At 66.9% G+C, this 24,448-nt stretch carries 21 protein-coding genes and 1 riboswitch; of the genes, 15 read left to right on the top strand and 6 right to left on the bottom strand.

Annotated elements, in window-relative coordinates:
• Positions 1 to 70: 70 nt before the first annotated feature.
• The gene (locus ACR9ZH_RS07765; protein ID WP_481290185.1) at positions 71 to 655 is read right to left on the bottom strand and encodes an acyl carrier protein phosphodiesterase; all 585 of its coding nucleotides are present in this window, start codon (positions 653 to 655) and stop codon (positions 71 to 73) included.
• 48 nt (positions 656 to 703) lie between these two features.
• On the opposite strand from ACR9ZH_RS07765, the gene ACR9ZH_RS07760 reads away from it, so the two are divergent.
• The 4 genes from ACR9ZH_RS07760 (at position 704) to ACR9ZH_RS07745 (ending at position 3,824) form a co-directional block, all read left to right on the top strand.
• The gene (locus ACR9ZH_RS07760; protein WP_481290184.1) at positions 704 to 1,402 is read left to right on the top strand and encodes an alpha/beta hydrolase; all 699 of its coding nucleotides are present in this window, start codon (positions 704 to 706) and stop codon (positions 1,400 to 1,402) included.
• The gene (gene zapE, locus ACR9ZH_RS07755; RefSeq protein ID WP_481290183.1) at positions 1,399 to 2,511 is read left to right on the top strand and encodes a cell division protein ZapE; all 1,113 of its coding nucleotides are present in this window, start codon (positions 1,399 to 1,401) and stop codon (positions 2,509 to 2,511) included. The genes ACR9ZH_RS07760 and zapE overlap by 4 nt, the downstream gene beginning before the upstream one ends.
• A gap of 90 nt (positions 2,512 to 2,601) precedes the next feature.
• Positions 2,602 to 3,045 carry a hypothetical protein gene (locus ACR9ZH_RS07750; protein WP_481290182.1) on the top strand — a complete coding sequence of 148 codons (444 nt, stop codon included), beginning with the start codon at positions 2,602 to 2,604 and terminating at the stop codon, positions 3,043 to 3,045.
• Positions 3,042 to 3,824 carry an N-acetylmuramoyl-L-alanine amidase gene (locus tag ACR9ZH_RS07745; RefSeq protein ID WP_481290181.1) on the top strand — a complete coding sequence of 261 codons (783 nt, stop codon included), beginning with the start codon at positions 3,042 to 3,044 and terminating at the stop codon, positions 3,822 to 3,824. The genes ACR9ZH_RS07750 and ACR9ZH_RS07745 overlap by 4 nt, the downstream gene beginning before the upstream one ends.
• 104 nt (positions 3,825 to 3,928) lie before the next feature.
• Here the strand turns inward: ACR9ZH_RS07745 and ltaE are convergent, their stop codons facing one another.
• Positions 3,929 to 4,942: a low-specificity L-threonine aldolase gene (ltaE, locus tag ACR9ZH_RS07740; RefSeq protein ID WP_481290180.1), complete on the bottom strand. Its 1,014-nt coding sequence runs from the start codon at positions 4,940 to 4,942 to the stop codon at positions 3,929 to 3,931.
• A 62-nt stretch (positions 4,943 to 5,004) separates the two neighbouring features.
• On the opposite strand from ltaE, the gene ACR9ZH_RS07735 reads away from it, so the two are divergent.
• Positions 5,005 to 5,499 (top strand): gluconokinase, encoded by a 495-nt coding sequence (locus ACR9ZH_RS07735; RefSeq protein ID WP_481290179.1) that lies wholly within the window; start codon positions 5,005 to 5,007, stop codon positions 5,497 to 5,499.
• A gap of 66 nt (positions 5,500 to 5,565) precedes the next feature.
• Positions 5,566 to 6,774 carry an MFS transporter gene (locus ACR9ZH_RS07730; RefSeq protein ID WP_481290178.1) on the top strand — a complete coding sequence of 403 codons (1,209 nt, stop codon included), beginning with the start codon at positions 5,566 to 5,568 and terminating at the stop codon, positions 6,772 to 6,774.
• A 3-nt stretch (positions 6,775 to 6,777) separates the two neighbouring features.
• Here ACR9ZH_RS07730 and ACR9ZH_RS07725 read toward each other — a convergent pair whose 3' ends face one another.
• From ACR9ZH_RS07725 to ACR9ZH_RS07715, 3 genes are all read right to left on the bottom strand, one after another.
• Positions 6,778 to 9,141, bottom strand: a complete 2,364-nt coding sequence (locus ACR9ZH_RS07725; RefSeq protein WP_481290177.1) for a glucose/quinate/shikimate family membrane-bound PQQ-dependent dehydrogenase — start codon at positions 9,139 to 9,141, stop codon at positions 6,778 to 6,780.
• A gap of 120 nt (positions 9,142 to 9,261) precedes the next feature.
• The gene (locus tag ACR9ZH_RS07720; protein ID WP_481290176.1) at positions 9,262 to 10,935 is read right to left on the bottom strand and encodes a methyl-accepting chemotaxis protein; all 1,674 of its coding nucleotides are present in this window, start codon (positions 10,933 to 10,935) and stop codon (positions 9,262 to 9,264) included.
• A 58-nt stretch (positions 10,936 to 10,993) separates the two neighbouring features.
• Positions 10,994 to 13,564 (bottom strand): family 78 glycoside hydrolase catalytic domain, encoded by a 2,571-nt coding sequence (locus tag ACR9ZH_RS07715; RefSeq protein ID WP_481290175.1) that lies wholly within the window; start codon positions 13,562 to 13,564, stop codon positions 10,994 to 10,996.
• 97 nt (positions 13,565 to 13,661) lie between these two features.
• On the opposite strand from ACR9ZH_RS07715, the gene ACR9ZH_RS07710 reads away from it, so the two are divergent.
• Positions 13,662 to 14,099, top strand: coding sequence for a DUF2501 domain-containing protein (locus tag ACR9ZH_RS07710; protein ID WP_481290174.1), 438 nt, complete (start codon positions 13,662 to 13,664; stop codon positions 14,097 to 14,099).
• Positions 14,100 to 14,180: 81 nt separating this feature from the next.
• Positions 14,181 to 15,089 carry an SDR family oxidoreductase gene (locus ACR9ZH_RS07705; protein ID WP_481290173.1) on the top strand — a complete coding sequence of 303 codons (909 nt, stop codon included), beginning with the start codon at positions 14,181 to 14,183 and terminating at the stop codon, positions 15,087 to 15,089.
• A gap of 11 nt (positions 15,090 to 15,100) precedes the next feature.
• On the opposite strand, the gene ACR9ZH_RS07700 is transcribed toward ACR9ZH_RS07705, so the two are convergent.
• Positions 15,101 to 16,690 (bottom strand): response regulator, encoded by a 1,590-nt coding sequence (locus ACR9ZH_RS07700; RefSeq protein WP_481290172.1) that lies wholly within the window; start codon positions 16,688 to 16,690, stop codon positions 15,101 to 15,103.
• Positions 16,691 to 16,814: 124 nt separating this feature from the next.
• Positions 16,815 to 17,025: riboswitch (cobalamin riboswitch) on the top strand.
• Positions 17,026 to 17,179: 154 nt separating this feature from the next.
• On the opposite strand from ACR9ZH_RS07700, the gene ACR9ZH_RS07695 reads away from it, so the two are divergent.
• From ACR9ZH_RS07695 to ACR9ZH_RS07665, 7 genes are all read left to right on the top strand, one after another.
• Positions 17,180 to 19,687 (top strand): ribonucleoside-diphosphate reductase subunit alpha, encoded by a 2,508-nt coding sequence (locus ACR9ZH_RS07695; protein WP_481290171.1) that lies wholly within the window; start codon positions 17,180 to 17,182, stop codon positions 19,685 to 19,687.
• A 109-nt stretch (positions 19,688 to 19,796) separates the two neighbouring features.
• Positions 19,797 to 20,825 (top strand): ribonucleotide-diphosphate reductase subunit beta, encoded by a 1,029-nt coding sequence (locus ACR9ZH_RS07690; protein WP_481290170.1) that lies wholly within the window; start codon positions 19,797 to 19,799, stop codon positions 20,823 to 20,825.
• A 19-nt stretch (positions 20,826 to 20,844) separates the two neighbouring features.
• Complete coding sequence (locus ACR9ZH_RS07685; RefSeq protein WP_481290169.1) at positions 20,845 to 21,249, top strand: acyl-CoA thioesterase; 405 nt, start codon at positions 20,845 to 20,847, stop codon at positions 21,247 to 21,249.
• 94 nt (positions 21,250 to 21,343) lie between these two features.
• Positions 21,344 to 21,793: a MerR family transcriptional regulator gene (locus ACR9ZH_RS07680; RefSeq protein WP_481290168.1), complete on the top strand. Its 450-nt coding sequence runs from the start codon at positions 21,344 to 21,346 to the stop codon at positions 21,791 to 21,793.
• On the top strand, positions 21,790 to 22,782 hold the full coding sequence (locus ACR9ZH_RS07675; protein WP_481290167.1) for an aldo/keto reductase: 993 nt from the start codon (positions 21,790 to 21,792) through the stop codon (positions 22,780 to 22,782). Before ACR9ZH_RS07680 ends, ACR9ZH_RS07675 begins: the two co-directional genes overlap by 4 nt.
• A gap of 55 nt (positions 22,783 to 22,837) precedes the next feature.
• Positions 22,838 to 23,665: an NADPH-dependent 7-cyano-7-deazaguanine reductase QueF gene (queF, locus tag ACR9ZH_RS07670; RefSeq protein ID WP_481290166.1), complete on the top strand. Its 828-nt coding sequence runs from the start codon at positions 22,838 to 22,840 to the stop codon at positions 23,663 to 23,665.
• Between the two features lie 130 nt (positions 23,666 to 23,795).
• Positions 23,796 to 24,392 (top strand): hypothetical protein, encoded by a 597-nt coding sequence (locus tag ACR9ZH_RS07665; protein WP_481290165.1) that lies wholly within the window; start codon positions 23,796 to 23,798, stop codon positions 24,390 to 24,392.
• The last annotated feature ends 56 nt before the right edge of the window (positions 24,393 to 24,448 follow it).

Raw genomic sequence — 24,448 nt, 5'->3', positions numbered from 1 at the left:
ACAGCTTTTGGGGCCTTGAGCTACACGGCCTGTCGCTCCTCGCGAAAAACCGTCGCGCGCAGGCGCGCTCCTACAAGGTCGCGGCGCGGGCGGCGGCGAACGCCCGGAGATCGGGGAAGAACCGGGCGAAAGTTCTTTCGAGTTCCGTGGCCTGCGACTGCAGGACCGGCACGCTGTCGGCGACGGGATTGGCCCGGGACAAGCGCTGCGAGATGCCCGCAAGGGCGCCCTCCACGCGTTCGATCCTGGCATAGCCCGCCGGCAGGTCGTGGCGATCCATATAGGAAAGGAATCGCTTGAGCCCCTCGGGCAGCATCGCTTCCGCGGCATGCAGCTCCATGCGCAGACCCTCCGAGAACGCTCCGAGCGGCATGTCGCTCCATGCCGCGAAGTCGCGTGCGAGGAGGTGGTCGAACCAGACATCCAGCAGGATGCCCGCATAGCGCCGGAACGGCGCGGGCATGCGCTCGCGGGCCGCCCTCACCTCGGGATGGCTGTCCGTGAACGTGTCGATGGCACGATGGAGGTAGATGCCGTCGCGCACCCGTTTCGGCAGCGCCTCGTCCGGCGTCCCATGGACGAAATCGCCCATCGCCCCGCCGAGGCGAAGCGCCATGTCGCCACCCGCGAGGAGGGCGTGCGCCAGCACGTTCATCGCGTGGCCTCGCCGCGAGGGAAGCGGTCAGCGGGTATCATGGCGGACATGAGCGATCTTCTACCTGCAGCGCCGGAACAGTTTCCGGCCGAGAACATGAGCTTCGCGCTCGCCGGTCCCGCGGGCAAGCTGGAATGCGAGGCCAAGCCCGCTCCGGCCGATGTCGCACGCCATGGCGTGGCCGTGGTCTGCCATCCGCTGTCCACCGACGGCGGCAGCATGCATAACAAGGTGGTGACCATGATCGAGCGCTCGCTGCGCGAGTCGGGCCTGGACACCGTCATCTTCAACTTCCGCGGCGTCGGCCGGTCCGAGGGCGCCTTCGACAGCGGCCAGGGCGAGAGCGAGGACCTCGCGGCGGTGGTCGCCTGGGTGCGCAAGACGCGCCCCGGCGCCGCGCTGTGGCTGGCCGGCTTCTCCTTTGGCAGCTACGTGACCCTGCGCAACGCCGTGAAGCTCGGCGCCAATGCGCTGGTGAGCATTGCGCCGCCCGCCGCAGGCCGCGGCTGGGACTTCTCGCAGGTGGAACTGCCCTCCTGCCCCTGGCTCGTGGTGATGGGCGATGCGGACGAGATCGTGGAACCGCAGGCGGTCTACGACTGGGTGGAAGGCCTTCCCGAAGCGAACCGCCCGCACCTGGTGAGGATGGAAGACACGAGCCATTTCTTCCATCGCCGGCTCATGGATCTGCGCGGCGTGATCAAGAACGCCGTGAAGGACTGGCTGCCGGGACCGCGCAACGTATGAGCTGCACGGAAGCGAGTCCCGGCGAACGTTACCGGGACGGCATCGCTGGCCACCGCTGGGAATCCGATCCGGCCCAGTTGCCGGTGATCGCCGAGTTCGACCGGCTGCATGCCGCGCTGTGCACGGCGGAGCCCGGCAACGGCGGCTTGTTCGCCCGGCTGCGCACCATGCTCGGCAACGAGCAGCGCAAGACCGTGCCCGGCCTCTATCTCTGGGGCAGCGTGGGCCGTGGCAAGACCTTTCTCATGGACCTGTTCGTGTCGAGCCTGTCGCCGGGCCTCGCCCTGCGCCGGCACTTCCATCGCTTCATGCTGGAAGTGCACGCGATGCTGCGCGAACTCGGCGACCGGCAGAATCCGCTCGACGACGTGGCCGAGCGCCTCGCCGCGAAATGCCGCGTGCTGTGCCTGGACGAGTTCCTCGTCTCCGACATCGGGGACGCCATGATCCTCGCCGGCCTGCTCGAAGGCCTCTTCGCCCGCGGCGTCAGCCTCGTCACCACGTCGAACACGCCGCCCGGCGGCCTGTACAAGGATGGACTGCAGCGGGCCCGCTTCCTGCCGGCCATTGCCGCCATCGAGAAACATTGCGTCGTCCACGAGATGGTCTCGCCGCACGACTGGCGCCTGCGCGCACTGAGCCAGGCGCCCGTGTACCTCGTGCCGCCGGGCCTGGAAGCCGAGCGTTCGCTCTCCCGGATCTTTACCGGACAGGCCCAGGGCACGATCGTCGAAGACGGCACGATCCACCTGCAGGGTCGCGACGTACCGGTGCGCAAGCGCGCGGACAACATCGTATGGTTCGACTTCGCCGCGTTGTGCGAAGGCCCGCGCGCCGTCGCCGACTACATCGAACTGGCGAAGGCGTATCCGATGGTGGTCATTTCCAACGTGCCGCAGTTCACCATCTACACCGAGAACGAGGCCAAGCGTTTCGTCCTCCTGGTCGACGAGTTCTACGACCGGCACGTGAAACTGGTATTGTCGGCAGCCGCCCCGATCACCGAGCTGTACGACGGCAAGAAGCTCCGGGCGGAGTTCGGCCGCACCGAATCGCGTCTCATTGAAATGCAGAGCGAGGACTACCTGGGCCGTGACCATAAACGCTGAAGTGACGTGGACGGAACCGGCTGTTCCGTCGCATCCTTCTACCGTCATGCTTTAGGGACACGTCTCCCGCGCCATCTGACGAGGTACGCCATGGAACAATGCGAGCTGGTCCCCGGTCGAGGCATTCGTCGCGACGACACCGACATCTTCTTCGGGATGCCACGCGCCAGGCTGCGCCAGGCGCTCGGCTGGGCGAAGCCAAATGGGGATTCCATGTGGGACGACGAGGACGAGTACCTCGGCCGCGACGGTTCGGAATGGCTTCGCCTCCGTTTCCTCGATGACAAGCTGTGCGACATCGAGGTCCTCGGCGGCCATCTGGTCCACGAAGGCATCGAGCTGCTGGCCACCGACCTCGAATCCCTGCGCCTTGCGCTGAACGGCAGCGGCATGGCCCTGGAAAAGACCGAGTGGCTCTCGGAGGGCCACGACTGCGTCGATCTGCAGATCGTGGTGGCCTCGCTCAACGATACGGGCGACGTGGGCGACGAGATCGCCTGGGTCATCACCAGCAGCGACTTTCGCGTCGAATGACGGGGCGCGCCGTCACCCTGCGCGGGCTTTGCGTCGTGGCGGCCGCGACGGCGTTGGCCGCGCTCGCCGGCTGCGCCACCGCGCCGCGCGTTCCGCCTCAGCGCAGTCCCCTGGCCCACTGGACGCCTTCGCCGAACTACAACGCGCGCAAGGCCCAGATCATCGTGCTGCACCACACTTCGATCGGCAACGCGCAGGAATCGCTGCGCGTACTCAGCACGCGCAACAGCGAGGGCCAGGTCAGCGCCCACTACCTGGTGGAAGCCGATGGCCGTATCGACCAGCTGGTGGACGACGGCGATCGCGCCTGGCACGCCGGTGCCTCGAGCTGGGCCGGGATGACCGACCTCAATTCGTCGTCCATCGGCATCGAGATCGACAACGACGGGCATTCGCCCTTCACCCAGCCGCAGATCCAGTCGCTGGTGAAGCTGCTCGCGGACCTCACGTCGCGTCTTGGCATTCCACGCGAGGCAGTGGTCGGGCATGGCGACATCGCACCGGGCCGCAAGGACGACCCCAGCGCCCTGTTCCCATGGGCCACGCTGGCGAGTTACGGGTTCGGCCTGTGGCCCGATGCCGTGCTGATTCCCGCGCCGCCGGGCTTCGACAGCCTCGCGGCCATGCGGCTCGTCGGGTACAACGTTTCCAACCCGCGCACGGCCATCGCCGCGTTCCACCGCCACTACCGCGCGATGGAGGGCGACGCCCCGCTCGACACGACGGATGCCGCCATCCTCTACTCGCTGCAACGCAAGCTCATGGCCCCGCGCCCGTAGGAGCGCGCCCTGCGCGCGACATCTTTTCGCGCCTGTCCCTAAGCTGGCGCGTCAGCTCCGAGTCACGGCCTCAAAACATGTCGCGCGCAGGGCGCGCTCCTACATCAATAGGAAAACGATGCAAAGGCAGCGATCGTCCGCTCGATCGCCGCATCGTCGATGTCCAGATGGGTCACCATGCGGATCGACGGCAGGTAACCGATGCTGAGCTTCACGCCGTGCGCCGTCATATGCGTGGCGAGATCCTTCAGGCGCGCCGCCGGCACGTCCACGAACACCATGTTCGTGTGGCAGCCCTTCACCTCGAGGCCGTCGACCTTGCGCAGACCGTCCGCGAGGCGCGCGGCGCGCGCGTGATCGTCGGCCAGCCGTTCCACGTGATGGTCCAGCGCGTACATGGCCGCGGCGGCGAGCATGCCGGCCTGCCGCCAGCCGCCACCGGCCACCTTGCGCCACCGCCGCGCACGCTCGATCAGCGCGGCATCGCCCAGCAACACCGAACCGACCGGGGCGCCCAGCCCCTTGGACAGGCACACCGACACGCTGTCGAACGGTGCGGCCACGTCGCGAGCCGTGCGGCCATAGGCGATGGCCGCGTTGTACAGGCGCGCGCCGTCGAGGTGGAAGCCGAGGCCGCGGCGGGTCGCGACTTCGCGCGCCGTGGCCAGGTAGTCGAACGGCAGCGGCCGGCCATGCCAGGTGTTCTCGAGCGCCAGGAGGCGCGTGCGGGCGAAATGCGGATCAACCGGCTTGATCGATGCCTCGACCTTGTCCAGCGGCAGCGTGCCATCGGCGTCCTGCGGAATCGGCTGCGGCTGGATCGAGCCCAGCACCGCGGCGCCGCCGCCTTCGAAGCGATAGGTATGCGCATCCGCGCCCACGATGTATTCGTCGCCGCGCTCGCAATGGCTCATGAGCGCAAGCAGGTTGCTCTGCGTGCCGGTCGGCACGAACAGCGCCGCGCCGAAACCGAGGTCGGCGGCCAGGCGTTCCTGCAAGGTGTTGACGGTGGGATCCTCGCCGTATACGTCGTCGCCCACGGGTGCGCGGAGCATCGCCTCGCGCATGGCGTCGGTGGGCCGGGTGACGGTGTCGCTGCGCAGGTCGATGATGTCCATGGGCTAATGGTAAACGATGCCGTTCATGGTTCAGTGGCCTGCTTCGCGGCAAGCTGCAGCGCATGATCACCATCGTCATGGGCGTCTCCGGCAGCGGCAAGAGCACAATCGGCGAGGCGCTGGCCACGCGGCTGGGCCAGCCCTTCGTGGACGGCGACAGCCTGCATCCGCAAGCCAACCGCGACAAGATGGCCCGCGGCGTGCCGCTCGACGATGCCGACCGCTGGCCCTGGCTCGCTGCCATCGTGGCCGAGATGGATCGGCGCCGCGCAGCCGGCGAATCGCTGGTACTCGCCTGTTCCGCCTTGAAGCGGCGGTACCGCGATTTCCTGCGATCCGGCCACGACGACGTGCGTTTCGTGTACCTGCGCGGTCCTCGTGACCTGCTGGCCGAGCGGCTGGGCGGGCGCGGCGGACACTTCTTCGACCCGGGGCTGCTCGACAGCCAGCTGGCGGCGCTGGAGGAGCCCGCCGGGGACGAGGCCCTCCGCGTCGACATCGGGCCGCCGCCGGCCGACATCGTGGAATGCATCATCCGCGCTGAGTGCACCGGATAGGGAGGCAGTGGCCTCGTCGTCCGTCGCGTGTTCTCATATTGGCTCCCCAAGCCCCAGGAATGCCCCATGCAAGCCCCCGTCGACGCGGCGCTGGACGGCCGTCGCGCGGACACGACCGTCTTCGGCGTGATCTTCGCGATCAGCTTCTGCCACCTGCTCAACGACATGATGCAGTCGCTGCTACCGGCGATCTATCCGGGATTGAAAACGGACTTCCAGCTCGACTTCGGCCAGATCGGCCTCATCACCCTCACCTACCAGATCACGGCGTCGATCCTGCAGCCGCTCGTGGGGCTGTACGCGGACCGGCGCCCGACGCCGCTCGCGCTGCCCGCGGGGACGCTGTTCTCGCTCGCGGGCCTGCTGGTCCTCTCGAAGGCGCACGCGTATCCGATCCTGCTCGTCGGCGCGGCCCTGCTCGGCATGGGCTCGTCGGTGTTCCATCCGGAATCGTCGCGCGTCGCGCGCATGGCGTCCGGCGGGCGACACGGCCTCGCGCAGTCGTTGTTCCAGGTGGGCGGCAACGCCGGCCAGGCACTCGGGCCGCTGGCCGCGGCGCTCGTCGTCGTGCGCTGGGGCCAGTCGAGCCTGGCCTTCTTCGCCCTGCTCGCGCTGCTTTCCTGCGCGGTGCTGTGGAACGTCAGCCAGTGGTATCGACATCACGGCCTGCCGCGCCTGAAAACGGGCGGCGGCACGCAGCACGACGCCGTGCCGGCCAGTGCGGAAGCGCGGCGTGGCATCGCCGTGCTGCTCGCGCTGATCTTCTCGAAGTACGTGTACCTCGCGAGCCTGACGAGCTACTTCACCTTCTACCTGATCCATCGCTTCGGCGTATCGGTGGAAAGCGCGCAGTACTACCTGTTCGCGTTCCTCGGCGCCGTGGCGGTCGGCACGATCCTCGGTGGACCGCTGGGCGATCGCTTCGGCCGCAAGCATGTCATCTGGTTCTCGATCCTCGGCGCGCTTCCGTTCACCTTGCTGCTGCCGCACGCCAACCTGTTATGGACGGCGCCGCTGGCGATCGCCATCGGGCTGATCCTGGCTTCCGCTTTCCCGGCGATCGTGGTGTTCGCGCAGGAACTGGTACCGGGGAAGGTCGGGATGATCTCCGGCCTGTTCTTCGGCTTCTCGTTCGGCATGGGCGGCCTCGGCGCCGCGGTGCTCGGCGAACTGGCCGACCACATCGGCATCGAGTCGGTGTATTCGATCTGCGCATTCCTGCCGGCGATCGGGTTGCTGGCGGCGCTGCTTCCGGACCCCAAGAAGACAGCCTGAGGGTTATTTGGGCAGCGCGTAGGCGATCACCCAATCGCCCTGCTTCGTCCCCAGGGAGCCATGGCCGCCGGCCGTCACCAGGATGTACTGGCGCCCGGTCCTGTCGGCATAGCTCATCGGCGTGGCCTGGCCGCCCGCGGGCAGGCGCGCCTGCCACAGCCTGCGGCCCGTACGCACGTCGTAGCCGCGGATGTAGTAGTCGAGCGTGCCCGACAGGAAGGTGACGCCACCCGCCGTCGTCACCATGCCGCCCATGCTCGGCACACCCAGAGGCATCGGAATCGGCAGCGGCGCGCTGTCGACGATGGTGCCGTTCTTGTGCCGCCACATCATCTTCATGCTGCGCAGGTCGACGCCTGCCACATAGCCCCACGGCGGTGCCTGGCAGGGAATACCCAGCGGCGAAAGGAAGGCCGAGAGCTCGATGGCATAGGGTATGCCCGCCGCTTTCTTCACGCCTTCCATTTCGCTCTTCGCCGGACTCAGTTCCATCTTCTCTAGCTTCGCCTGCGGGATCAGCCGCGACTGGAAAGCCATGTAGCTGGGATTGATCAGCATGAGCTGGCGCGCGGGATCGACCGAGACGCCGCCCCAGTCGAATACGCCGAAATTGCCCGGAAACACAAGCGAACCCTGCTCCGACGGCGGCGTAAACATGCCGTCGTAGCGCAGGGAGCGGAAACGCACGCGGCACCACAGCTGGTCGAGCGGCGTCGTTCCCCACATGTCCTTCTCGTGGAGGTCTGGAGGCGCGAAATTGAGGTCGGAGAGCGGCTGGGTCGGCGCGGTATGGTCGCCCGGCACCGCACCCTGCGGGCGCGGCACTTCGCGGATGGGGACGATCGGCGTGCCGTCGCGGCGGTCGAGCACATAGACGCTGCCCTGCTTGGTCGACGCGAGCAGCGCAGGCTTCATCCCCTCCGCCGTCTGCAGATCCATGAGCGTCGGCTGGCCGCCGATGTCCATGTCCCACAGATCGTGATGGGTGAACTGGTAGTTCCACTTCACCTTGCCGGTCGCCACGTCCAGCGCCACGATCCCGGCACCGTACTTTTCGGACATGGGCTTGCGCTGCCCGGCGAACTGATCGGGCGTCTCGTTGCCCATCGGCAGGTAGACGAGGCCCAGATCCTCGTCGACGCTGAAGACCGACCATACGTTCGGCGAGTTGCGCGTGTAGAACGCTCCCGGCGCGATGGGTTCCGTCGCATCGGGATTGCCGGGATCCCAGTTCCACACGAGGTGGCCGTCGTGCACGTCGAACGCGCGGACCACGCCCGACGGTTCGTTCGTCGATTCGTTGTCGGTGACGTGGCCGCTGATGATCACCAGGTCTTTCGTGACCGCCGGCGGTGACGTGGCGTAGTAGCCACCCGGCGTGAAGGGGCCGAGGTTCGCGCGCAGGTCGACCGTGCCGCCGTTGCCGAAGTCGCCGCAGGGCCGGCCGGAATCCGCATCGATGGCGATCAGGCGCGCATCGGCCGTCGGCAGGAACAACCGGCGCGGACATACGGCAGGGGTGGAAGCCGGAGCGGCCGCGGACGCGTACCTTGCATCGTCGTGGTAGGACACGCCGCGGCAGGTCATGTGCTCCCAGTGCTTGAAACCTACGGGGCTCTGGATCTTCGGGTCGAACTCCCAGCGCTTCTGGCCCGTAGCCGCGTCCACCGCGATGACCTTGCTGTGCGGGGTGCAGAGGTAGAGCGTGTCGCCGATCTTCAGCGGCGTGTTTTCCGCTGTCGTTTCGGTGGGATCGTCGGGCCCCGGCAGGTCGCCCGTCCGGAACGTCCACGCGACCTGCAGCCGGCCGACGTTATCGGGCGTGATCTGCTTCAGCGGCGAATAGCGCTGCCCATAGGAGGAGCCGCCATAGTCCGTCCAGTCGCCATCGGGACGCCACGCATGATCGCCCTGGGGGTTCGCGAGCGCCCCCATCGGCAGTTCGCCTGGCAGGTCGCGCTCGGGGTGCAGCGCACCCGCGAGGCCGACGAGCGCGACGACGAAGAGCGAGGCAAGCAGGAAAGCGCCTCCGGTACGGCGCGAGGTCTCGTAGATGCGGTCGCGATGGAGCCCTCGCCGCGGCCAGGGCAGCGCCAGCCAAAGGCCGAGCGCGAACCACAGGTCGAGGCGCGGCAGGAGTTGCCACCAGTCGAGGCCGACTTCCCATACCGACCACGCCGCCGTTCCGATCAGGAGCAGGCCGTAGAGCGGAACCGCCGCGCGCATGCGGAACAGCAGAAGCGCGGCCACCACGACGGTGATCGCACCGGCGACGAGGTAATAGGCGGAGCCATCGAGGCCGACGAGCTTGATGCCACCGAGCAAGGTCGCGGCACCGACGAGCGTGAACAGGAACGCAGTGAACAACGTCGCCGGATGATGTCGCCTCACACGCCCCACGATGGACTCCCAGGTGAGCTACGGGTCTTCCCGTGCTCACCTAGAGTGTCCAGACCGCCGTGAAGTCACGGTCGATACCTGCGCGTGTCAGGCAAATTCGGCCCAGGCAGGCGCGGCGGTCGTCGCAGCGGTCCGGTGACCGAACTTCAGGTCGTGCGCCGCGCGATCCGCAACTTCCTGCGCCTTCCCATCGTCGTCGACGGTGAAGAACGCCACCTGCTCGCGCAGCGACTTCGCCTGGTCCTGCATCGATTTCGCCGCGGCGGCGGCTTCTTCCACCAGCGCCGCGTTCTCCTGCGTCACCTGGTCGATCTGCGCGATCGCGAGGTTCACCTGGTCGACGCCCGACGATTGCTCGGCACTGGCCGCGGCGATCTCCGCGACGATGTCGGTCACCTTCTTCACGCTGTCGACGATGTCGCGCAAGGCGAGCGACGATTGCTCCACCAGCGCGGTCCCCGCCTCGACGCGTTCGCTGCTTTCGGCGATGAGGCCCTTGATCTCGCGCGAGGCCGCGGCGCTGGACTGTGCCAGGCGGCGCACTTCGGCCGCCACGACGGCGAAACCGCGGCCCTGCTCGCCGGCACGGGCCGCTTCCACTGCCGCATTCAGCGCCAGCAGGTTGGTCTGGAAAGCGATGTCGTCGATGAGGCCGACGATGTCGCCGATGCGGCGGCTCGAATCGCCGATCTGCTGCATGGCGCCCATGGCCTGGGCGACGACCGATCCACCCTTCTCCGCCTCGCCGCGCGCGTGGCGCGACAGCCGGTCCGCCGCCAGGGCGTTGTCGGCGTTCTGGCGGACGGTGGCGGTCATCTCTTCCATCGACGCGGCGGTTTCTTCGAGGCTCGAGGCCTGCTCCTGCGTACGATGGGAGAGGTCGTCATTGCCCCGGGCGATCTCGCCCGACGTGGTGGAAACCACGTGCGCGCCCTGCTGTACCTCGGCCACGATGGAGGCCAGCGTGCCGCGCATGCGTTCCAGCGCGCCAAGCAGGCTTTCCGGCGTGTAAGCCGCGGAGCCGTCGGCACGAAGGTCGCCGCCGGCGATGCGGCCCGCGATGACCACGGCGTCCCGCGGTTCGCCGCCGACCGTCGCGCGGATGCTGCTCATGGAGAACCACACGATGAACAACGCAAGCAGCGCGATGAGCCCCGACTTCAGGAGATCGCTCTTCAGCTGCGCCTCGAAGTTGGCATCGATGTCCTCGAAGTACGCGCCGGATACGAAATGGAGATCCCAGGGCTTGTACCAGGTGGAGTAGCTGATCTTGTCCCTCAGTTCCTTCGTCTTGGGCATGATCTGCGTGTAGCGCGTCATGCCATGGCCTTGTTTGCCGTCGGCGGCCAGCATCGCCTCGTAATGATGGAAACCCTTGCCGTCGACGTCGTCGCGGATGTCCTTGCCGATGTCGGCATGGCGCAGCGGATGCATGCGCATCCTCAACGACGAATCGAAGGCGAACACATAGCCGGAGCCTTCGGCCCAGCGCATCGCCTCGATGTCCTGGAGCGCCTCGGCCCTGGCCTTGTCGACGCTCATCTCGCCCTTCTCGGCACGCAGGCGGAAGGACTCCGCGATCGCAGCGGCCGCCGCGACATGCTGCGCGAGCGTATCTTCCAGCCGGCGCATCTGCACGCGCCGGCTTTCCACACCCGACATCACCGTCTGGGCCAGGAGGCCCAGCACGACGACCGTCATCACCATCCACACGCGCGTATTCAGCCGCGTGCGGCCGAACCAGTTCAGCACCGCCGACATCGCCATCACCCTCAGTATTGCCCCCGTGATGGCTGTAACGGCAGAAAACAGCAAGACTTTACGAGGAGAGACGGTGCCGGCCGGAGGTCACGACCTGGTCCGGCGCGCCTGGAAGGCGTACCACCGCTTCGCTTCCCACCGGCACCACGACGGTCGCTTCTACTTTTCCCGCGACCTTTCGCCAACTCACCGAGGCCTCCCCATAGGGCGTCGTCACCGTCGCCGAGGCGCGGTCCAGGAAGGCCGTGAGCATGGGCCGGACCTCGAAGCGCCGCCAGCCGGCTTCCAGCGGGCGCAGACCCGCGACGTCCCCGTAGAGCCAGTCGTCGATGGTGCCGAGGAAGTAGTGGCCGCGCGACCGCGAAGCCAGCTTCCAATGCTCCCACAGGCTCGTGGCGCCATTGGCGCGCCAGAAGCCCCAACTGGGAAAAGTCGTCTGCGTGGCGATGGCCCAGGCCTCACCGGCATGACCGCTGGCGGTGAGCACGGGAAGAATGATTTTCGTCGCCAGGGCGCCGGTGTCGAGGTGATCGCCGCGTGCCTTCGCATCGGCGGCGATGCCGGCTGCCACCTTGCCTGCGAGATCGTCCGGCACCAGGCCGAAGGACAGCGCCAGGAGGTTGTGTGCCTGCCGGTAGCCCTTGTCGCCTTCGCCCCGGTACCGTGCGTTCGCGCGGTCGAGGAAGCGCGTGTTGAACGCGTCCCGCACGACGTTGGCACGCTGGTCGAACCATGCCGCACGCGCGTCGTTCCCTACCAGCCGCAACATGTCGGCCGTCCGCCGCTGCATGCCGTAGAGATACGCGGTTGCCGCGACGCGCTTGTCTTCGGGTGCGTTCTCGCCACCGGGATCGGTTTCGGGACTCACCCAGTCGCCGAGCTCGGTATCGGCGATACCGCCGGGTGAACGCGCGTCTTCCATCGCGACGTAACGGTCGATGCCGGCGATATGCTCCTCGATCGGCTGCCGGTCGCCGGTGGCCATCCACAACGACCAGGGGATGAACACGTAGGCCGAATGCCAGGTGGGTGCCCGAACCTTGCCCCAGCCGGGATTCGGTGCAATCAGCAAGGGCGCGCCTTCGTCGTTGCGCGTATCGGCGATGTCGCGCAGCCATTTGGCTAAGAGGCGGCCGGCGTCGAAGTTGCGCAGGAACATGTCCGCGCCGAGCATGCCGTCGCCCGTCCAGCCGTTCTTCTCGTACATCGGCGTGTCGGTGGGGATCCCATAAAGGTTGTTGAGCATGGTGTCGACCGTGGCGCGGTGAATCCAGTTCAACAGTGCGTTCGAGCTGTCGAAGCGGCCGGTCACCGCCACGTCGGTATGGACCACTTGCGCATGCACGGCATCGAGCGCGGGCTTGCCGCCCGGCCAGCCATCCACCTGCACGTAGCGGAATCCCTTGTACGAGAAACGCGGATGCCAATGCAGCCGGGCGCCCGCAAGCGTGAACGAATCGGTCTGGAAGCCATCCTTGAAATAGTGATGCTCGTCGCGGGCATCGACCGTGCCGTCGGGGAGCAGCTTCTCCCCGTAGTGCGCAACGATCGTGGTTCCGGCCGGTCCCGCCACGTCGAATTCGGCCCAGCCGGCGATCACGCGCGGGAACGCGAATACATACGTGCCTGGCCGCGGCTCGGTCACTGCCGCGGCGGCAAGCGTCTCCACGATGCGGATCGGTTGCTCGGTCTGCGCCACCAACCGGCCGCGGGGGGCCGGGAGTTCGGTTGCCGGCTTCCACTCGAGCTGCGTGGCAAGGCGAGCGTCGTAGGTCTCGCCAGCGTACAGGTCGTCGCGCCGCGTCGGCCCTTCCGCCACCTGCCAGCTTGCGTCGCTGATTACATCCTGCGTGCGTCCGTCCGCGTACTCGATGTGCAGCAGGGCGCGCATCCGTGGCCTGCCATGCCATGGCGCGCTTTCCCAATGCCACACGTTCCGGTTCGTAAGGCCATAGAAGCCGCGCCCGAGTTCCGCGCCGAGCTCGTGGCCGCCGGGTGCGAGCGTCACCTCGGTCGCGACGACTTCCACCCGCTTGTCGTAATCGGTGAAGCCAGGCGCCAGCACCGCATCGCTGACCGGCTTGCCGTCGATGGAAAGATCGGCGTAGCCGCCGGCGGCGACATAGAGCATGGCGTGCGCGATCTTGCCGTCGACGCGGAACGACTTGCGCAACAGCGGTGCAGGGAGCGTGTCGTCGCCCTTGCCTATCCACCGCGCGTGGCGCCAGCCGGCATGGTCCAGCGCGGTGTCGAAGCGCGACGAGGATCCGGCAGCGCCGTCCGGAGTGCGTACCTCCACGCGCCAGTCGTAGCGCTGGCCGGGAACCAGTGGCGGACCGCCGTACGCGATATCGAAGGAGCGGGCGCTGTCGACCGGTCCGCTGTCCCATACGGCAGCATCATGCAGGGATACGACGATGCGGTATCCGGTCTGGACGGTGCCATTGGTATCGCTATGGACGACCCAGGAAAACCGGGGCTTCGCCACGTCGACGTACATGGATTCTTCGCTGCGCTCGACGCGCAGCGAGTCGACAGTGACGGCCGCATGGGCGAACGGGACGGCGCACAGCAGTGCGCAGGCGAGAAGACGGCGTGGGTACAATGGAACGGCCTTTGCTTCGGGCATGACGAAACCGAGCATAACGCGGAGGCCAGCCCCGCCCTTACATCCGGATAACGCCGCAGGCGTTATCCCTCTCCCACCCTGAAACCCGGAGCCTGTCATGAAGACCTTGATCGCCGGTATCGCCCTCGCCACGGCCGTGACCGCCACGCCCGTCTCCGCCGTGCAGCTCGACAGCCTGAAGGGCCTCATGGGTGGCGGCAGCTCGCTCACCTCCGGCACGGCGAGCAATGCCGCCGGCATCCTGCAGTACTGCATGGCCAACAACTACCTGAGCGGCGGCAACGTGGCCGGCATCAAGGACCAGTTGCTCGGCAGCACGGGCGCCAAGTCGAGGACGGTCGCCACGCAGGACAAGGGATATCTCGATGGTGCACGGGGCCTGCTGAAATCCGGCAACGGCAAGACCCTCGATATCTCCGGCGCGGGTCCCGCAGGAGAGGACGGCGGGGCCGGCGACCTGAAGGCGCAACTGACCCGCAAGGCGTGTGACGCGGTGCTCAAGCAGGGCCAGAAGATGATCGGCATGGGCCACTGACGTGACATAGCGTGGACGGGACATGGACGCCCCGCTCCGTAAACAGGAAGGCCACTCTCTCCCGCAACGAGGACCTTCCCCATGGCCAACGCCGCAAGCAAAGACCCGTACGCCATGCGCGACCCGCGCACGCAGTACCCTCGGCCGGAATTCGCGAAGCAGCCGCAGCCCGCCCCTGGCCTCGCCAGGGAAATGGTGCCGAAGCCGGACCATGGTGAGACCAGCTATCGCGGCAATGGCCGCCTGCAGGGCCGCAAAGCACTGGTGACCGGCGGCGACTCCGGCATCGGCCGCGCCGCGGCGATCGCCTTCGCACGCGAAGGCGCCGACGTGGTCATCAACTACCTGCCGTCGGAGCAGAAGGACGCCGACGAAGTCATCGCCCTCCTCACCGATGAAGGCTGCAAGATCGTGGGCATTCCCGGCGACCTGAAGGACGAGGCGTTCTGCAAAGACCTGGTGACGAAGGCGGTGAAGGAGCTGGGCGGACTCGACTTGCTCGCCAACGTGGCCGGGCGCCAGCAATTCGCCAAATCCATCGAGGAACTCGACAGCGAAGCGTTCGAGGCCACGTTCCGTACGAACGTCTTCGCGCTCTTCTGGCTCACCAAGGAGGCGATGCGGCACATGCCGCCCGGCGCGGCGATCATCAATACCGCTTCGATCCAGGCGTACGAGCCCTCCGACATCCTCCTCGACTACGCGCCGACCAAGGCCGCCATCGTGGCGTTCACGAAATCGCTGGCGAAGCAGGCCGCGGAGAAAGGCATCCGCGTGAACGCGGTGGCGCCCGGTCCCGTCTGGACCCCGCTACAGCCCAGTGGCGGCCAGCCGCAGGACAAGGTGGTGGAATTCGGCAAGAACGTGCCGCTGGGGCGCCCGGGCCAGCCGGTGGAATGCGCGCCGGTGTACGTGCTCCTGGCCAGCCAGGAGGCGAGTTTCATCACCGGCGAGACGTACGGCGTCACGGGCGGGCACATGTTGCCCTAGCCCGTATTGCCCTAGCCCCGCGCGACGCGGCCGATGGCTTCCATCAGGTCGACCACACCGTAAGGCTTCACGATGATCGCCGTGCGCCCGTCGCGCTGCACGCCGTTCGCGGTGTGGTCGCCGGTGGCGTAGAGCACCGGGAGGTCCGGCTGAATCTCGCGCAGTTTCGCCGCGACCTCCACGCCGTTCATCCCGGGCAGACCTACGTCGGCGAGCAGGACATCGATGGGCTGCGCGGCATGCACGCGCAGAGCCTCGTTGCCGTCGCCGGCTTCGAAGGCGATGTGGCCGCGGCTTTCCAGCATCTCGCTGATCGACATGCGGATGAGCGCATCGTCCTCCACGACGAGCACGCGCAGCGGCCTTGGCGGTTGCGCTGCCGGAGCCGGGGCCGCGGCGGGAGCGGCGACCTTGCGGGCGCGCTCCGCGAGGAGCTGGCGCACGCGGCGGGCGAGCTGGTCGCGCGAGTACGGCTTGCTCAGCAGCTCGACGCCCTCGTCCAGGCGGCCGCCATGGACGATCGCGTTCTCGGTATAGCCCGAGGTGAACAGCACCGCGATACCGGGTTGCCGCTCCACGGCCTTGCGCGCCAGTTCGGGGCTGCGCAGCCGGCCTGGCATCACCACGTCGGTGAACAGCAGGTCGATGGGCATGCCGCTTTCGATGATCGACAACGCGCTTTCCGCATCGCGCGCCTTCAGCACGCGGTAACCGAGATCGCCAAGCATGGCCACCACGGTATCGCGCACGGCATCATCGTCCTCCACCACGAGGATCGTCTCGTCGCCGCCGCGAAGCTCTTCTTCCTCGAGATCGACCACGCGATCCTCGCTCTGCGTCGAACGAGGCAGGTAGATCTTCACCGTGGTGCCGTGCCCCGGCTCGCTGTAGAGCTTCACGTGACCGCCGGACTGCTTCACGAAGCCGTACACCATCGACAAGCCCAGGCCGGTACCCTGACCTTCCGGCTTGGTGGTGAAGAACGGCTCGAAGACCTGGTCGATGATGTCGGGGGAGATACCGCTGCCGGTATCGGTCACGGCGATCATCACGTACTGGCCCGGCCGCAGGTCGCCGTGCGCGGAGGCGTAGGTGGTATCGAGGAGGGCGTTGCCCGCTTCGATCGTCAGCCGGCCCCGGCCTTCCATCGCGTCGCGGGCGTTGATGGCCAGGTTCAGCAGGGCGTTCTCGACGTTGCCCGGGTCGACCAGCGTGTTCCACAGCCCGCCGGCCACCACCGTTTCCACCTCGATTTCTTCGCCCAGCGTACGGCGCAGGAGGTCGTCCATGTCGCGGACGAAGCGCCCGATGTTCACGACCTTGGGCGCGAGCGGCTGGCGGCGGCCGAAGGCCAGCAGCTGCGCCGCGAGCTTGGTGCCGCGGGTGACGCCGGCCATCGCGTTGGCGAGGCGCCGTTCGGCGCGCGGATTGCCGGCCACGTCGGACGCGAGCAATTGCAGGTTGCCGCTGATGACTTGCAGCAAGTTGTTGAAATCGTGAGCGACTCCACCCGTGAGCTTGCCGATGGCATCCATCTTCTGCGCTTGGCGCAGCTGGTCCTGGGTGAGCGCGGCGGGTTCCTCGTTGGATGGTGGCAGCATTGGCCTTTGGGTAGGTGGGTCTGGTGGGCGCCGATTCTATCCTCGTAACCGCGTGGACTTGGTGTAGAGGTCTTTCACGCCGTTCAGGTCACTACATATAGTGTTGACCGGCCTCCTTGCGACCTATATCGTGTGTCGTGCTGGTGTCCGGAGAGGCGCGACTGCCCGTCGGACTTAATAGGGAATCCGGTGCGAATCCGGAACTGCCCCGCAGCGGTAAGTGGAAACGATCCCGTTCAATGCACTGGCCCTCCGCGGCTGGGAAGCGACGGGTAGGCAAGGCCCTCCGGCCCCTGTCCACGAGTCCGAAGACCTGCCAGCAGTCGGTGCCTGATCGGTGCCGATTGCAGTGACGGCTTCCGCGGGGAAGCACGTCGCGGACCGGAGCCGCTTCCGCGCGCTCCGTCCCGGCCTGTCCCGTGTCGCCGCCGCTTCGAGCCCCGTCCGAGGGAACGGGAGTTTGAACCTGGCCCTGGGGCACGCCACACGATGACCACGATGGATTCCGCCGCGCGCGAGCGCACCGAGACGGCCGAGGCCGCCGCCACTTCCACCTCCGCCAGCAGCACCGACAAAGCACCCGCCGCGGGCTACCGCAACGACGCACCGCCCGCCTTCGCCCTCACGCCCCCGCACAATCCGGGACAGATGCGCGTGACCAAGCGCAACGGCGGCCAGGAAACGGTCGACGTGAACAAGATCGTGCGCGCGGTCACGCGCAGCGCCGATGGCCTCTATGCCGTCGATCCGATGCGCGTGGCGCTGAAGACCATCGGTGGCCTGTACGACGGCGCTTCCACGCAGGAGCTCGACCAGCTCTCCATCCGCACGGCCGCGGCGCTGACCGCCGAGGAACCGGAATACGGCCAACTCGCCGCGCGCCTGCTCGCCGCCTTCATCGACAAGGAAGTGTCCGGCCAGGACATCCATTCCTTCTCGCAATCGATCGCCACGGGCTTCGACCTCGGCATCCTCAACGAGCGCCTGCGCGACTTCGTGCAGGTGAATGCCCGCAAGCTCAACGACGCGATCGACCTGGCCGCCTCGCGCCGCTTCGAGTATTTCGGCCTGCGCACGGTCTACGACCGTTACCTGCTGCGCCACCCGATGAAGCGCTTCGTGATCGAGACGCCGCAGTACTTCTTCATGCGCATCGCCTGCGCCCTCGGCGGCAACGACGTGGCCGAGACGCTGGAGCTGTACCGCATGCTCTCGTCGCTGGAATACCTGGCCAGCTCGCCGACGCTGTTCAACGCCGGCACGGCACACGAGCAGTTGTCCTCCTGCTTCCTGCTCGACTCGCCGCAGGACGCGCTGGAGTCGATCTACGCCAAGTACGGCGACGTGGCCCAGCTGTCGAAGTTCGCCGGCGGCATCGGCCTGGCCTACTCGCGCATCCGTTCGCGCGGCTCGCTCATCAAGGGCACCAACGGGCACTCCAACGGCCTGGTGCCCTGGCTGAAGACGCTCGACGCGTCGGTCGCCGCGGTGAACCAGGGCGGCAAGCGCAAGGGCGCGGCCTGCGTGTACCTGGAGTCGTGGCACGCCGATATCGAGGAATTCCTCGAGCTGCGCGAGAACACCGGCGACGACGCGCGCCGCACGCACAACCTCAATCTCGCCAACTGGGTGCCGGACCTGTTCATGCGCCGCGTGGAGTCCGACGGCGACTGGTCGCTGTTCGATCCGAAGATCGTGCCGCATTTCGTCGACACCTGGGGCGCCGCGTTCGACGCCGCCTACGAGAAGGCCGAAGCCGACGGCCTGGCCGCGAAGACGATCAAGGCACGCGAACTCTATGCGCGCATGCTGCGTTCGCTCGCACAGACCGGCAACGGCTGGATGACCTTCAAGGACCGCTCCAACGCCACCAGCAACCAGACGGCGCTGCCGCAGAACGTCATCCACCTCTCGAACCTGTGCACCGAGATCCTCGAGGTCACCAGCGAGAACGAGACCGCGGTATGCAACCTCGGCTCGATCAACCTCGCCCGCCATGTGGTGGACGGGCAATTCGACTACGACAAACTGGCTTCGACGGTGCGCACCGCGGTGCGCCAGCTCAACCGCGTGATCGATCTCAATTTCTATCCCATCGCCACGGCGAAGACGGCGAACATGAAGTGGCGCCCTGTCGGGCTGGGCGTGATGGGCCTGCAGGACGTCTTCTTCAAGCTGCGCCTGCCGTTCGATTCGGACGAGGCCCGCGTGCTCTCCACGCGCATCGCCGAGGAGATCTACTTCCACGCGCTGTCGATGTCCAACGAGATCGCCGAACGTGACGGCGCGCATCCGGGCTTCGAGGAGACCCGCGCCGCGAACGGCGAACTGCAGTTCGACTACTGGCTCGCTGCCACGCCTAACGGAAAGGACACCCGCTGGGCCGACCTGCGCGACAAGATCAAGGCGAAGGGGCTGCGCAACTCGCTGCTGATCGCCATCGCACCCACGGCGACGATCGCCTCCATCGCCGGCTGCTACGAGTGTATCGAGCCGCAGGTGTCGAACCTGTTCAAGCGCGAGACGCTCTCGGGGGACTTCCTCGTGGTGAACCGCTACCTCGTCGAGGAACTGAAAACGCTGGGCCTGTGGACCGCGGAAATCCGCGACCAGATCAAGCTGGCCGAGGGCTCGGTGCAGGGCATTGCCGCCATTCCCGCCGAACTGCGCTCGGTGTACCGCACCACCTGGGAACTGCCGCAGAAGGCCTTGATCGACCTCGCCGCCGCGCGCGGCGCATACATCGACCAGAGCCAGTCGCTCAACCTGTTCATGGAAAACCCGAACATCGGTCAGCTCTCCTCCATGTACATGTACGCATGGAAGTCGGGCATCAAGACGACGTATTACCTGCGCTCGCGCCCGGCCACACGCATCGCCAAGACCACGGTGAGCTCGTCGGCCGCCGCGCCGGCACCTGTCGTTGCCCAGGAGCAGGCGGAAGCCGCCGTGTTCTGCTCGCTGGAAAATCCCGAGTACTGCGAAGCCTGCCAGTAGGCGCGCGCCTGCGCGCGACATCTCTTCGCGATGTACCACAGACCCTGCGGCGCTTCGCGAAAGGCGTCGCGCGCAGGGCGGGCTCCTACAGACCAACCGAGAGGCCACGATGTCCGCTTCCCCCATCACCCGCGACACCCACATCCTCGACCCAGGTTTCGAACTGACCCTGCGGCCGATGAAATACCCGCAGTTCTACGAGATGTACCGCGCCGCCATCCGCAACACCTGGACGGTGGAGGAAGTGGATTTCTCGCTCGACGTCACCGACCTGAAGTCGAAGATGTCGGATGCTGACCGGCACCTGATCCATCGGCTCGTGGCGTTCTTCGCCACGGGCGACACGATCGTGTCGAACAACCTCGTGCTGAACCTTTACCAGCACGTGAACTCGCCCGAGGCGCGCATGTTCCTGTCGCGGCAGCTGTACGAGGAGGCGCTGCACGTGCAGTTCTACCTCACCCTGCTCGACACCTACATTCCCGAGCCGGCGGAGCGCAACAAGGCTTTCGCCGCCATCGAGAGCATCCCGTCGATCCGGCAGAAGGGCGAGTTTTGCTTCAAGTGGATCGACTCGATCCAGGGTCTCGACCGCCTCGAAACGCGCGAGCACCGCCGCCAGTTCCTGCTCAACCTGATCTGCTTCGCCGCGTGCATCGAAGGCCTGTTCTTCTTCGCCGCATTCGCCTACGTGTACTACCTGCGCTCGCGCGGCCTGTTGCACGGCCTGGCTTCCGGCACCAACTGGGTGTTCCGCGACGAGTCCGGCCACATGGCCTTCGCCTTCGAGGTGGTCCGCACGGTACGCGAGCAGGAGCCGGACCTGTTCGACGACGACATGCGCATGCAGGTGGAAGCGATGCTGGAGGAAGCCATCGCCTGCGAAACGCAGTTCGCCCAGGATGTGCTTTCCGGTGGCGTCGCGGGGCTTTCGGTAGCCGACATGCGCCAGTACCTCGAATACTGCGCCGACCAGCGCCTGGTCCAGCTCGACATGCCGAAGAAGTACGGCGCGAAGAACCCGTTCGACTTCATGGATCTGCAAGACGTGCAGGAACTGACCAACTTCTTCGAGCGCCGCGTCTCGTCCTACCAGGTGGGCGTTCAGGGCGAAGTCGCCTTCGACCAGGCGTTCTAGCGATAGAATGCCGCGCATCATGACCGAAGACGCCGCCATGCTCCCCATCGCCCGCCCGACCGAGGCCCGTGTCCTCGAGATCGTCTTCCCGGACCACACCAACCACCTGGGCACGCTGTTCGGCGGCCAGGCGCTGGCATGGATGGACAAGGCCGCCTTCCTCGCCGCCTCGCGCTATTCGCGCAAGGTGGTGGTCACGGCGCGCTCGGAACAGGTCGATTTCCACGTCCCGGTGCGCAAGGGCCAGATGGTGGAACTGGTCGCCACCGTGGTCTCGGTGGGCCGCACCTCGATGAAGGTCGACGTCGCCATGTTCACCGAGGAACTCCTGACCGGCGCCCGCGAGCTCTGCACGCGCGGCACCTTCACGATGATCGCGCTGGACAACGACCTGAAACCCACCCCGGTCGATGCAGCATCCTGAAAGAGAGGTGGGGGGACGGGAAGTGGGGCGCATGAACGTGCCCACCCCTTCCCCACCTTGACTTAGAGCGCACTCGAAGGCGTACGCTTTTCGTATGCCCGAGTCCATGACCATTGCCGAGGCCGCCCTGGCGACCGGCCTCACCCCCTACACACTGCGTTACTACGAGCAGATCGGCCTGATCGAGCCGGTGCCGCGGCGGGGCGGCCAGCGCGCCTACGGCGAAGCCGAGATGCGCTTCATCCACTTCGTCCTCAAGCTCCGCGGCACCGGGATGTCCATGCGCGACATCCAGGAATACGTGCGCCTGCGCCGCCTCGGCGAGACCCCGGAAAGCATCCGCCAGCGCGGCGACCTGCTCGCCAGGCATGCGGCGAAGCTGCGCGACCAGCTCACCGACCTGACCGAGACGATCGCGCGCCTGGACGAGAAGATCGCCCTCTATCGCTCGATCTATCCGGAAGAACCCATCCCCTCCCCCGCCGAGCCGCCCGTCGAGGCGGCACCGGCGAAAGCCCCCTCGCATCGAAGGAGACACGCATGATCACCCGTAAACTCGGCAAGCAAGGCCCGGAGGTTTCCATCCTCGGCCTCGGCTGCATGGGCATGAGCGAATTCTATGGCGCCAGCGACGAGAAGGAATCGATCGCCACGCTGGAACGGGCCCTCGCGCTGGGCATCACCTTCTGGGATACCTCCGACGCCTACGGCCCGCACACCAACGAGGAACTCCTCGGCCGCACCCTGGCGGGCCGTCGCGACAAGGTGTTCCTGGCGACCAAGTTCGGTATCGTCCGCGACCCGAACGATCCGATGAAGCGCGGCATCAACGGCCGTCCCGAATACGTGCGCCAGTCGGTGGAAGGCAGCCTGCGCCGCCTGAAGACGGACTACATCGACCTGTACTACCAGCACCGCGTGGACCGCACGGTGCCGATCGAGGAGACCGTCGGCGCGATGTCGCGCCTGGTGGAGGAAGGCAAGGTGCGTCACCTCGGCCTGTCCGAGGCCTCGGCCGAATCGATCCGCAAGGCGGCGAAGGTCCATCAGATCACCGCCCTGCAGAGCGAGTACTCGCTGTGGACGCGCGACCCGGAGACGACGGGCACGCTGGCCGCCTGCCGTGAAAACGGTATCGGCCTGGTCGCCTACAGCCCGCTGGGCCGCGGTTTCCTTACCGGCGCGATCGCGAAACCGGAAGACTTCGCCGAAGACGACTACCGCCGCCACAACCCGCGCTTCACCGGCGAGAATTTCGCGAAGAACCTGGCCATCGTCGAGAAGGTGAAGAAGTTCGCCGCCGACAAGGGTTGCACCCCCGGCCAGCTGGCCCTCGCCTGGGTCATTGCTAAGGGCGACGACATCGTCCCGATCCCAGGCACGAAACGGGTCAGGTACCTCGAGGAGAACGCGGGCGCGGTCGACGTGAAGCTGAGCGCCTCCGAAGTGGCCGAGATCGATGCCGTGTTCCCCCCGGATGCGGCGGCAGGCGACCGTTATGCCTCCAACATGATGGGTTCCATCAACGCGTAAGTCCTTGACGGCGTAAGGGCTTATAATGGCGGTTTGTTCGCAGCAGCAAACCGCCATGTCGTCCCCCGAACACTCGCCGCTGGGCAAGTCCACCGTCTACGCCGACCGCTACGACCCCGGACTGCTCTTTCCCATTCCGCGCCAGGGCAAGCGGGACGAGATCGGTGTCTCCGACACCGATCTGCCGTTCCATGGCGTGGACATCTGGAACGGCTATGAGCTGTCCTGGCTGGACGCGCGCGGCAAGCCCGTGGTGGCGGTGGCGGAATTCCGCTTCCCGGCCACGACGCCGAACATCGTGGAATCCAAGTCGTTCAAGCTGTACCTGAATGGCTTTGCCCAGGAGCGGCTCGCCGACGCCACGGTCGTACGCGATACGCTGGTGCAGGACCTGTCCACTGCCGCAGGCGGTCCCGTGACGGTCACCCTCCGTTCCCCCGACGAGCTCGGCGGCACGCCCCTGGGCGAGCCCGAGGGCATCCTCCTCGATGCGCAAGACCTGGACTTCGACAGCTACGGTCCGCCGCGCCCGGAGTTCCTCGGCACCCACGACGGCCATGTGCGCGAAGTGCTGGTATCCCACCTGCTGCGCTCGAATTGCCCGGTGACAGGCCAGCCCGACTGGGCCAGCGTCCAGATCGCCTATACCGGCGCGCCGATCGACCGCGCGGGCCTGCTCCGCTACCTGGTCTCCTTCCGTAACCACACGGAATTCCACGAACAGTGCGTGGAGCGGATCTTCATGGACCTCCGCGTGCGCTGCGTACCGGACGAGTTTTCCGTGTACGCGCGTTACACGCGCCGGGGCGGCCTCGACATCAACCCGTTCCGCAGCACCGACCCGGCCGCCGTACCGGGGAATCCCCGTGGCGCCCGCCAATGACGCCCTGGTGCGTTCATGCATTCTTCATTGGTCTTGCCTTTAGTTGTGTAGCCTGTACCCTGCGGCAGCCGAGGGGATCGCTCCTCACTTGCCTCGTTAGAACCCGACAAGCCATTCCGGAATCCAGAACATGAAGCTTTCCTTCCGCTCGTCCGCTCTCTGCACGGCCACTCTCGCCGGCCTGCTGGTCCTCACCGCCTGCGGCAAGAAGGAAGAGCAGCAGAACACCGCCCCTGCCGCCGCGTCCACGGCCCCGGCGACGCCTGCTCCGGCACCGTCGGCAACGGCCCCGGCCGCCGCGACCACCGCCGCCAGCACTCCGGCGCCGGCCGCCCAGCCTGCTGCCGCCCCCGCACCGGCCCCGGCCGCTCCCGCCGCCGACACGCTGAAGGTCGGTTCGGTCACGCTCGGCAACGCCGTCGGCAGCGACAAGAAGGTAGCGAAGGAAAAGACGACCTTCGCCCCGACCGACAAGACCATCTACGCCTCCGTCGCCACCGAAGGCACCACCGCCGGCGCCACGCTGAACGCGAAGTGGACCTACCAGGACGGCGAGACGACCACGACGGTCAGCGACATCAGCCAGTCGATCAGCACCGACGGTCCGGCCGTCACCACGTTCAAGATCCAGAACCCCAACGAGTGGCCGGAAGGCAAGTACAAGCTCACCGTCTCGCTCAACGGCCAGGCCGTGGGTAACGAGGCGTTCGAGGTCAAGAAAAAGTAAGACCCTCCATCGGTCGAGAAAAAGGGCGCGACGAAAGCTGTCTCTTATACACATCT

The organism is Luteibacter sp. SVR4-7G (assembly GCF_056755555.1).
Note: the sequence above shows the minus strand (reverse complement) of the source record. Positions and strands in the feature narration are given on the sequence as shown.